Below are 10,645 nucleotides of genomic sequence, written 5' to 3' on the forward strand. Positions count from 1 at the left end.
GACCAAGGTCCCGCGCCGGATTCATCGCATATCCTGTCGTTCCTCCGAATGACATACCGAGGCTGACGATCAAGAAACCGACGATCAATGGATTTAGACCATCTGAGAACTTATTTGCTCCGATTGATAACAACCCAATGACAAGCAAGAATGTCGCGATCATTTCACTCATTAGATTGGCAAATGTATGTGGAATCGCTGGTGACGTCGCAAAGACGCCGAGTTTCGTTGCTGGGTCTTTCGTCTCCGCCCAGTGTGGTAAGTAATGGACGAAAACAAGACTTGCACCAAGTATCCCGCCGGCAATTTGAGCGACGATATAGCCTGGTACGTCTGCCCATGCAAATGAACCGTCAAAGGCTAAACCAAGCGTTACTGCTGGGTTAAGGTGTGCTCCACTGAATTGACCGACGGCATACGCTGCAATCGCCACGGCAAAACCCCATGCAAACGTGATGACAATCCAACCTGCATCCTTCGCAAACGATTTCGTCAAACTAACGCCTGCACCAACACCGTTCCCAAGCGCGACAAGCAAAGCTGTGCCTAAAAATTCCGCTAAAATGGGTGACATATGTGTTCCTCCTTTTGGTTATGTGAAAAAAGCAACATAAAAAGGAGATCCACGTCAGTTCATACTTGAATGTTCTTCAAGCAGGACTCACACGTGAATCTCCCTTTTCTCCGTCACTTTGTATCAACTTGATATCACTATAACAATCAGTGAAAACGCTGTCAAATAATCCGAATGATTTTCCTCACAATCAACTTAAGAGCGTGGTTCAAAATGACGCCACAAGTCCTTATTCGATGTTGTGATACTTGAGGCACCTGCTTCAATCGCTTGTTCCACTTCCTCGACCGTATCGATGAGTCCACCGGCGAATACGAGACGCCCTGTCTTTTCTTTCACTTCTTGAATGTACTTTGGCATTAACCCTGGTAACACTTCGATGTAATCAGGTTGCGTCCGTTCCATGAGTTGATAACTTTTTTCGAGTGAACTGGAATCAAGTAAGAACATGCGTTGCATCGTCTTGACCTTTTTTTGACGTGCTTTCAAGATGACGCTCGCCTTCGTCGAAATGACACCATACGGCTTCAATTCTTGGCAGACGTATTCTGTGGCATATTCATCATTTTTTAACCCTTGAACGAGATCCATGTGCAAAAACATTTTTTTGTCGTAACGATGCGCCATCTCATAGACCGCTTTTAAACGCGATACATGCATTTCGAGTAAGACCCCATATTCATATGGACTCTTCAGCATCTTTTCAAAGTCTTCTAATTTTCTAACGGAAGGCAGGATCTTCTGTCCAAAATATGTCATATGTTCTCCCCCTGATTCGTAATGTGTCCTAAGTATGTCGTGAAACATAAGGAATAGGCAATGCTCTTTTCATGAAAATAAGTGAAAAGAGCGCTACGATTAGGGTATAGCTTAACGAAACGATTTCTTTTCAGGAGGTGAACGCGCAGTCCTACCGTCTGTGCACGTCAATGAGTCAGCAAAAACGGATTGTCATCTATTTATTCTCTATTTTAATTAACGCCTTAGGAAACAGCTTCATGGTGACCGCCTCGATCGGGAGTGCACCTTGGACATCAGCGAGTGAAGCCGTTGCGGCCATCTCCCCTTTAACTGTCGGACTAGCGATCATCGTCTTACATGTGCTCGCTTTGATTGCGGCACTCTCTCTTGGGAGTCGATTTAGTTGGTGGACGATCGTCCTCAGTTTCGCACTCGTCGTCCTGTTCGGCGCTGCGATTGATTTCTTCTTATCGATCCATCAATTGATTTATACACCACAGGGACTTTGGATGCGCGTTGTGTACATGTTGATCGGCATGCCATTGATTTCACTTGGACTCGCTCTCTATCTACAAATCGGATTCGTATTGATGCCACCGGATTACTTGATGAAGTCACTGATCAGTCGCTTTAAAAGTACCTCGCTCGGTGCAACGATCAGCCTCGGCATTCCTTTTTTGATTGCTTGTCTCTTTTCACTGATTGAACGCGAACTGATCGGCATCGGAGTCGGAACTTTCATTTTTCTCTTATTGAACGGTCCACTGATCGAATGGTTTCAGCGATTGTTCCCGATTACAGCACGTCCACCTAAACGGACAAGTTCTTGAATACTGTAAAAGAGCTGCTATTGATAGACAAATTCATCTATCAATAGCAGCTCTTTCATTTACGTATATGATTTTCTTTGGAAGACAAGAATCGATGCACCTAACAAGACGATGATATGAGCCAATACGAACAAGGCGGAGAAAGTCAAAGTTGTTCCCATCGCTTCACTCGTACCATAGGTCATAGAATCCTTGAAATACATTGACCAGTCTAAATGCATGAATACGATCCACTTAGCGATTGCTGGTTTGAAACCAACCAGTAAGTTACCCGCAATGCTCGTAAAGAACTGTGCTAGTACGGTGAAGCCGATAATCATTCCAACAGAACGGAACAACAATGAGAAGAATAACGTCATGAATATTGTAAAAATCGGACTGACAACTTCGACGATCGTATCGCGGAACAGAATTGGATCTCCTGCCTCTGAAAACGCAAATGAGCCTGCGTAGACGATCGCAGCGATGAACACGAATTGGAACAACATGATCAAGATCGAAAAGATAAGTTTCGAGAAATAAATCGTCATTCGGGAATACGGACTCATTAATAAGTGTTTCATCGTGTCATAACGTACTTCATTCCCGATGGCTTCTGCCGTGAAGACAATCGTGATGATTCCTAATAGAGATGTCAGTAAAAGGAACGTTGATGAATAATAATCATAACGTGTGAACTCAAAATCATTCGTCTTTGCAACGATGATAATACCAACTGCAATAACGACATATAGTGCTAAAACGATTTTCGCTTTTTTAGTCGTCCACCATTTCATCCATTCATTTTGTATGAGCGAAAGCATGTGAATCCCCCTCTTTTTTCGTTACTTGCAGGAATTGTTCCTCAAGCGTCAAACGTTTAACGGTCAGTTCATGTAAATCGGCAATCGGCACGACGAGTCGAGCGATAGCTGGACATTCACTTTCCGGTGCGGTGATAATAATTTTATTCTCGAGTACTTCTGATGGGTAGTTCGCGACGCGAAGGGCATCGAGTACCTCTGTCATCGCTTCTGCATTGACACGAAGAGCGATTTTCGCTCCAGTTTCATTACGAACGGACTCGACCGACTTGATGACACCCTGATCGATGATCGCATAACGATCACTGATTTGTTCCATCTCACTCAACATATGGCTTGAAATTAAAATCGCGATATCTTGCTCACGCGCCATTTGGCGTAAATATTCACGAAGCTCTGCAATTCCGGATGGATCCAGACCATTCGTCGGTTCATCTAAAATCAAGACGCGCGGGTTATGTAGCAAGGCACGAGCAATTCCGAGTCGTTGCTTCATTCCGAGTGAGTACTCTCCGACTTTTTTTGAAAGCTTTCCTTCAAGACCAACGAGTCGTGCTAGTGCATCATAATCCACTTGACCGAGTCCCGGAATGAGATTTTTTGCATGAACTAAGTTTTGTTTTCCTGTCAGATAAGGATAAAACGCTGGATTTTCAACGATTGCTCCGATTTGCGTCAGCGCTTTCGAACGCTCTTCTACGACATCAAATCCATTGACTGTGACTTTCCCTGCATCCTGCTCGAGTAGTCCCGTGATGATCCGAATCGTCGTCGTCTTCCCTGCTCCATTCGGTCCGAGGAAGCCGAACACTTCTCCTGGGGATACCTCAAAACTGACGTCTTTTAAAATTTGCTCTTTTCCGAGACGCTTTGAGATATTTTCAATCTTTAACATCTGCTCTTCCTCCTCATTCATATTTTGTCTATGCTATTAGTGTACGTGATTTTAAAGGATAAGTTTCATTTCTTACAAATATGTAATCTGATTCCAATTAAAAAGGCGTAACAACAGAAATTTTATATTAAAAATAAAGAATGGAGTCGCTAGATGATTCGCTTTGAACAAGTAACACATGATCACTTTCCGATCATCCAATCGTTGTACGCGAGCGTTCCTACATATGCGCTCTTAGAAGAACGAGTGCTTCCGCTCTCTGATTCGACCTTACAGGAAGAGTTTTTAAATCCCGATACCGTATCGCTGATTGGGTATGTAGACGGAGAACCCGTCCTACTGATTGACTACCTACCGAAGCATCCAAAAGACGGTACACCTTGGATCGGTCTATTTTTACTGGATGCTTCTCAGCACGGTACGGGAACTAGCAGTCGGTTACTATCCGCTTTTTGTGATCAGTTCCTAAGTCAGGAACCTCACATTCATCTCGCAGTCTTACCCGATAATTTAAGAGCCCGTCGTTTTTGGGAAAAACACGAATTTCGATACGAGCGAACGAGTATCTCGAATCGCGAACAACACGTAGACGTCTACGTGTATGATGTAAGTAAAAACAAATGAAAACGCATGAATGGAGTATCACACAATGTCCAGACTCTCAATTCGCTTTGATGTTTTGTTAGCGGGATTGATTTCCCTGCTATTTTTTAGCATGACGCTCGGATTAACTTTTTTCATTAGTCAACATGCAACAAACCGACTCCAATCGGAAGTCGGGATGAATCTGTCAACGACTGCTCACCAACTGTCTGATAAGCTTGATCATTACATGTGGTCACGTTATGCCGAAGTAAAATTGCTGGGTTCTTTATCAACGATTCAACAAACAGAACAAAAAGCAGAAACACGGCAGACACTCGAAGAGTTACAACGACAGATTCCTGACTTTTCTTGGATTGGTCGCTTAGATGCGAAAGGCAAAGTCGTTGCGTCAACGAATCAGATTCTTGAAGGAACATCGATCAAGGAACGCCCCGTCTTCCAACAAGCCTTATCACAACCATTCATCGGGGATGTCCATGAAGCTGTTCTACTCGCAAAATTATTGCCAAACCCAAGCGGTGAACCGTTACAATTCGTCGATATTAGTACACCTTTGTACGATAAGGGGCGATTTTCTGGTGTCCTTGCGACACATCTCAGCTTCGAATGGGCAAAAGCGATCGAACAAAGTTTTCAGAGCGCCACGTCCTCTCTCCAACAAGTCGATGTCTTCATCATTAGTCAAGATCGAAAGACGATTTTGCTTGGACCGAACGGATGGAGCGGTAAAACATTACCTGATAGCGTAACGCTGACTTCGAATGCTTCTGCGACCGCTTCTTGGCAAGGGAAAGAATTCGTCTCTGGTCAAAGTACAAGCCGAGGTTACAAGGATTACGATGGATTAGGTTGGACGGTTCTCGTGCGTCAACCGACTTCGATTGCCTTCGCTGATGCCGACGCTTTACGTCAAACGATTTTTATCGCCGGATTGATTGCCTCTTTCATCACAGCCGTACTCGGATGGATGTTAGCGAAGTTATTGACACGACCATTATTAAAAATCACATATGCCGCCCAACAGATGCAGGATGATCCCTCAAAATCACTCCCGAATCATCGTGGAATCCGAGAAATCGAGACACTGACGGATGCCTTACAACGACTGATTCATCGCTTGCTACATACCGAACAAGAGAAATTAACGTTTGAACGCTTGTCACAACGCGATAGCCTGACGGGTCTCGCGAACCGCAACGGTCTCGCTCAATACATCGAACAATTGCCTGCAGAAACGCATTCTATCTATCTTTGCCTTGATTTAGACGGCTTTAAAGCAGTCAATGATACGTATGGTCACGCGCTAGGTGATCTCCTGCTGATCGAGGTCAGTCAACGTCTCGAACAGTTGCTTCCACCTGGTGGATTCGTAGCTCGTCTGGGCGGCGATGAGTTCATCATCGTCTTGACGACTCAATCCTTAACAGAAGCACGATACTTAGGTGAACAATGGATCGCTCACGTCTCGATGCCGTATCACTTAGAAGAACAAACCGTCCACATCGGGATGAGTATCGGAGTCGCCGAACAGGTGACAGGAGAATCACTCGAACAAGTCATGCATCGCGCTGATTTAGCGCTCTATCGTTCGAAGCAAAATGGCAGAGGATGTATGTCCGTTCATTGACCATTCAGGACGGAGGATTGACAAGCGCAGCTCTCCTCCGTAAGGTGAACGAGAGAAGCGTATAATTTTTCAACGAGGAGCTGTCAACATGAATCAATGGACACGTGAAGCACGATACCGTCCCCTCTCGGATGTCGATCCGAGCGTCTACCAAGCGATGAAGGAAGAAGTTCGAACATCTCCTTGGCGATTTTCTTACCATATTCAACCTCCGACCGGACTTTTGAATGATCCGAACGGCTTCGTCTATCATGACGGTCTCTATCATTTGTTTTATCAATGGTTTCCACTCGGACCCGTACACGGGCTGAAGTACTGGTATCACATGACATCAAAAGATCTTGTACATTGGTTCGATGAAGGAGCTGCCTTGATCCCAAATAACGATCCTGATTCACACGGTGCTTATTCCGGTAGTGGCTTCATTAAAGATGATCAAGTGCACATCATGTACACCGGTAATAAACGGGATGCGGATTGGAATCGCCATACGAGCCAAATCGTCGGTCATCTCCGCTCGGATGGACGAATCGAAAAACATTTACCACCTGCTATTCCAAACGTTCCTGAAGGATATACGGAACATTTCCGTGATCCGAAAGTCTTCCAAGATGCATCGGGCATTTGGTACTGCATCATTGGTGCACAGCGTAGTGACTTGACGGGTTGTACTGTCATCTATCAGTCTCAAGATGCAGAGCACTGGACATTCCTCGGTGAGTTACAGACGAATTACTCGACATTCGGTTATATGTGGGAATGTCCTGATTATTTCGAGCTGGATGGAAAAGGGATCCTCCTCTTTAGCCCTCAAGGGATTGAACCAGATGGTCCGAACTATAAAAATATTTTCCAGTCCGGTTATTTCATCGGCGAACCGTTAGCTTTACCCGACTTAACATTCACACACGAATCGTTCCAAGAACTCGATTTCGGATTTGACTTCTACGCGCCACAAACAACTGAGGCGGCAGATGGTCGACGGATTCTTGTTGGTTGGATGGGGTTACCGGATATCAGTTATCCTTCTGACATCTATAACTGGGCACATGCTTTAACATTGCCACGTGAATTAACGATCGAACAGGGACGACTTCGTCAACGACCTGTCCGTGAACTGACACAGCTACGAAAAGAGACGCTGTTTGACGAAACGATTCTTTTCGAACAAGACGTGACAATTGCGGAAGTCGAGATTTTCGAGCTCGTGATGACAGACTTAAAACTGTCGTCGGACTCGTTCCGCTTCTCGATTCGTCAAGACGCCACTGAAGAAACCGTATTCCATTACGATGCTGTATCACGTCAATTTACGATCGATCGAAGCCGATCAGGTGCAGAAGTACCTGCTGAATCATTCGGCACTTCGCGATCGACGATTCTTGCGAAGGACTTGCATACATTACGTCTGTTCGTGGATCGTTCTTCGTTTGAACTTTTTCTAAATGACGGAGAAGCCGTTGCATCTGGACGGATTTTCCCGAAAACATCCAGTCGAGGTATTGTCTTCTCTGGTGAAGCAGGTGCGCATTTATCACTCTACGATTTATCTTAAATAAAAAAGCATTTTCCTGAATAGAATCAGGAAAATGCTTTTTTGCTTCAATGCTTCAATCGCGATTCTTTTTCTAGATCAAATGCAAGGATGTGCTGCTCCCCAATTGGACCCATGACGGACTGTAACGTATCAACGTATCCCGTTTTGAAATACAGTGATTTTGCAGCAATATTCTTTTTATTGACCGCTAGTGTGATCGCTGTGACTTCTGGAAAATGATGATGCACGAACTCTGGCAACTGCATCATTGCCTCTTTCGCATATCCTTGGTGTTGATGGCGTACATCAATGGAAAAGGCACGTAACAGGACACTGTGTTCATGTGTTCGATGTGTTTTAGGGGGATTAAGATGAAGAATAAAAAATCCGACGACTAAATCGTCTTTTTTGATGACAACCGGGAATTTATCTGGATGGGCAACCGCATCTGCGACGACATCCGTCGGAAAAGAAGTAAACTGGACTTGTTCTTCCGGAAGAATGAACGCATCACATTGTTCATAATGTTCATTCGTATACATGTGTAATTTCACTACAGACATTCTCATTCCGCCTTCCCTCTTTGTACAGGACAAGAGAGTAATCTCTTACATCTATTCCCATTTTAATGTTTTTGTGTCCATTTGCCTAGTCATTTAGGATACTCGTCTTACATAACATCCAATAGGCTCTTGTCTCTTTATTCCACGGTTCTTCTTTCCGTAATCCAATCCTGACACTAAAAATGATACACTAGGGAAAGTTCGATTATTGGACGCGAAATAAATACGCTCGAGGTGAACTGTATCATGCATGAAGATTTTTTCGAACAGATGGAGCGATTGACCGGCATTCAACTGAATCCTGTCCAACAACAGGCAATCGAACATGACCATGGTCCGTTGCTGTTACTCGCCTCACCCGGCTCTGGAAAAACAACGACGCTTAATTTTAAGATTGCCTATTTGATTTTACAAAAAAAGATTGAACCACATCGTATTTTAGGGCTGACCTTCAGTAAGGCAGCAGCTCGCGAGATGGCGGATCGTTTTTATCATCTATTTCACGAATTAATTGGAACGACAGCGGCATTCTCGACGATTCATAGCTTTGCTTTTCAAGTCGTTCGGGATCATACATCCCAGCAACGTCTCTCCTATACGATCATTGAGGGACCAATGGATCAACAACATCCGAATGTGCCACATAAACGCATGTTACTCCGGCGTATTTTCCAGGAAATTAATCGGAGTGTCATTACAGACGACCAGATGGATGAGTTATTGCGGATGATTTCCTTCGTCAAGAACCGCCTTCTTTCTTTAAAGGAGATCAAGGCAGTACCGACGACGATCAAACATTTCCCTGATATCTATGTGGCATATGAACAATTCAAGTCGCGTGATCCCTTACATCCGTTACTCGACTTTGATGATATGTTGACGTATGCGAATACGATTTTGGAGCAAGACCGTCGTCTGTTGCAACATTATCAGCGACGCTTCGACTATATCCTAACGGATGAAAGTCAGGATACGTCGCTCGTCCAGCATCAATTGGTCGAGAAGTTAGCCTTACCGCATAACCGTCTTTGTGTCGTTGCAGATGATGATCAGACGCTATACAGTTGGCGTGGCGCGGATGCCTCTAAAATTTTGCACTTCAAAGATACGTATCCGAATGCGACGATTCTTTACATGGAACAAAATTATCGTTCGTCTCAAGACATCGTATCCGTCGCAAACCAATTCATTCAGCGCAATAAAGCACGTTATCCGAAACAGATGTTCACGGAGAACGCTGCTGTTCGTCCGATTATCTTAGAGACGTTACCAACTTACGAGGATCAGACCCGCTATCTGTTGAATCAACTACGGACAGAGACGAATTACCGCGAAGTAGCCATCTTATATCGCAACAATGCCTCATCGATCAATGTGATGAATGCTTTGGATCAAGCAAATATTCCGTTTTATATTAAGGATGTCGATCATAAATTCTTCAGTCATTGGATTTTGAAGGATATCTTAAACTTCATGACATTCGCACAAGATCCGACAGATATCGATGTGCTAGCAACTATTCATACGAAATTCGCCGGGTATATCTCAAAAGCGCAACTTTCTCAATTGCAACAGTTCGGTACGGGTGAATCTGTATTTGATCTACTCATAAACAAAATCGAGATGAAGTTTTATCAAAAGAAACAACTTCAACAAATGAAGCGCACATTCGCTTCCATCCAAACCGTTCGCCCCTCTGCCGCCCTCTCTCTGATTCGTCATGAACTGGGTTACGAAAAGAATTTGCGAAAAATGAGTGAGAGTCTCGGTTTTAGTCTCGATCACCTGCTTGAAACATTGAATACGATCGATAACATCGCAAGTGATGTACCGACACTACTCGCCTTTCGTGAACGGATCACGCATCTCGAACAATTGATGCGTGATGCGAAACAAAATAAAAATCAAAATGCGGTCACCCTTTCGACCTTTCACAGTGCGAAGGGACTTGAATTCGATCGCGTCTTCATGATTGATCTCGTTTCTGGGATTCTTCCATCAGCTGATACGATCAAGGCGTACAAGAATGGACAACTCGATGATATGGAAGAAGCTGCACGTTTGTTTTACGTCGGCATGACACGGGCGCGACACGAACTACATCTCCTGTCCTATCGTTTTAAATCGAAATCATTTGATGTCTCACCATTCGTCGAAGACGTCCATCGCCTCGTCACGCCTGATGCTGCAAAACGAAAAGTAGAGCGCAAGCGAACTGCTGTTACAGCGCGAGCTAGCGTTCCTCCACTTCCGATCACTGAGAACATGCGTGTCTCGCATACAGCATTTGGTCCTGGAACCGTCTTGCACCTGGTTGACGATGTGCTAGAAATTTCATTTGATCAAGGAATGAAAAAACAGCTTTCGTTACAAGTCTGCTCTGAAAATGCATTACTCGAAATTTTATGATTCAGAATGGACCTGACTCAAAAAAAAAAAGAATGACGCGTCTTTTCACGCCCTTTCTTC

Annotated in this window: 10 protein-coding genes; 5 read left to right on the plus strand and 5 right to left on the minus strand. The window is 44.3% G+C overall.

Going from position 1 to position 10,645, the window contains the following annotated elements; all coding sequences use genetic code 11:
* Together F8N00_RS12100 and F8N00_RS12105 are read right to left on the minus strand one after the other, a co-directional pair.
* On the minus strand, positions 1 to 574 hold a 574-nt coding region (locus F8N00_RS12100), incomplete at its 3' end, for an MIP/aquaporin family protein (protein WP_421018289.1).
* Positions 575 to 769: 195 nt separating this feature from the next.
* Entirely contained in the window at positions 770 to 1,333 is a 564-nt protein-coding gene (locus F8N00_RS12105; RefSeq protein WP_023467370.1) for a glycerol-3-phosphate responsive antiterminator, read from the minus strand.
* 239 nt (positions 1,334 to 1,572) lie between these two features.
* Between F8N00_RS12105 and F8N00_RS12110 the strand changes: the two genes are divergently transcribed.
* The gene (locus tag F8N00_RS12110) at positions 1,573 to 2,145 is read left to right on the plus strand and encodes a YczE/YyaS/YitT family protein (protein ID WP_235515863.1); all 573 of its coding nucleotides are present in this window, start codon (positions 1,573 to 1,575) and stop codon (positions 2,143 to 2,145) included.
* Positions 2,146 to 2,204: 59 nt separating this feature from the next.
* Here F8N00_RS12110 and F8N00_RS12115 read toward each other — a convergent pair whose 3' ends face one another.
* Together F8N00_RS12115 and F8N00_RS12120 are read right to left on the minus strand one after the other, a co-directional pair.
* Positions 2,205 to 2,948 carry an ABC transporter permease gene (locus F8N00_RS12115; protein ID WP_023467368.1) on the minus strand — a complete coding sequence of 248 codons (744 nt, stop codon included), beginning with the start codon at positions 2,946 to 2,948 and terminating at the stop codon, positions 2,205 to 2,207.
* On the minus strand, positions 2,926 to 3,843 hold the full coding sequence (locus tag F8N00_RS12120; RefSeq protein WP_023467367.1) for an ABC transporter ATP-binding protein: 918 nt from the start codon (positions 3,841 to 3,843) through the stop codon (positions 2,926 to 2,928). The genes F8N00_RS12115 and F8N00_RS12120 overlap by 23 nt, the downstream gene beginning before the upstream one ends.
* 153 nt (positions 3,844 to 3,996) lie before the next feature.
* On the opposite strand from F8N00_RS12120, the gene F8N00_RS12125 reads away from it, so the two are divergent.
* The 3 genes from F8N00_RS12125 (at position 3,997) to F8N00_RS12135 (ending at position 7,631) form a co-directional block, all read left to right on the plus strand.
* On the plus strand, positions 3,997 to 4,467 hold the full coding sequence (locus tag F8N00_RS12125) for a GNAT family N-acetyltransferase (RefSeq protein WP_421018290.1): 471 nt from the start codon (positions 3,997 to 3,999) through the stop codon (positions 4,465 to 4,467).
* Positions 4,468 to 4,492: 25 nt separating this feature from the next.
* A complete protein-coding gene (locus F8N00_RS12130) occupies positions 4,493 to 6,076 on the plus strand; it encodes a diguanylate cyclase domain-containing protein (RefSeq protein WP_421018291.1) in 1,584 nt (527 codons plus the stop codon).
* Positions 6,077 to 6,164: 88 nt separating this feature from the next.
* Positions 6,165 to 7,631: a glycoside hydrolase family 32 protein gene (locus F8N00_RS12135; protein WP_421018292.1), complete on the plus strand. Its 1,467-nt coding sequence runs from the start codon at positions 6,165 to 6,167 to the stop codon at positions 7,629 to 7,631.
* A gap of 47 nt (positions 7,632 to 7,678) precedes the next feature.
* On the opposite strand, the gene F8N00_RS12140 is transcribed toward F8N00_RS12135, so the two are convergent.
* Complete coding sequence (locus tag F8N00_RS12140; RefSeq protein WP_023467362.1) at positions 7,679 to 8,176, minus strand: GNAT family N-acetyltransferase; 498 nt, start codon at positions 8,174 to 8,176, stop codon at positions 7,679 to 7,681.
* A 246-nt stretch (positions 8,177 to 8,422) separates the two neighbouring features.
* Here F8N00_RS12140 and F8N00_RS12145 point away from each other — a divergent pair, with 246 nt between their 5' ends.
* On the plus strand, positions 8,423 to 10,585 hold the full coding sequence (locus F8N00_RS12145) for an ATP-dependent helicase (protein ID WP_023467360.1): 2,163 nt from the start codon (positions 8,423 to 8,425) through the stop codon (positions 10,583 to 10,585).
* Positions 10,586 to 10,645: the final 60 nt, after the last annotated feature.

The organism is Exiguobacterium sp. A1_3_1 (assembly GCF_048985645.1).
In the GTDB taxonomy this organism is placed as follows: Bacteria; Bacillota; Bacilli; order Exiguobacteriales; family Exiguobacteriaceae; genus Exiguobacterium_A; species Exiguobacterium_A indicum.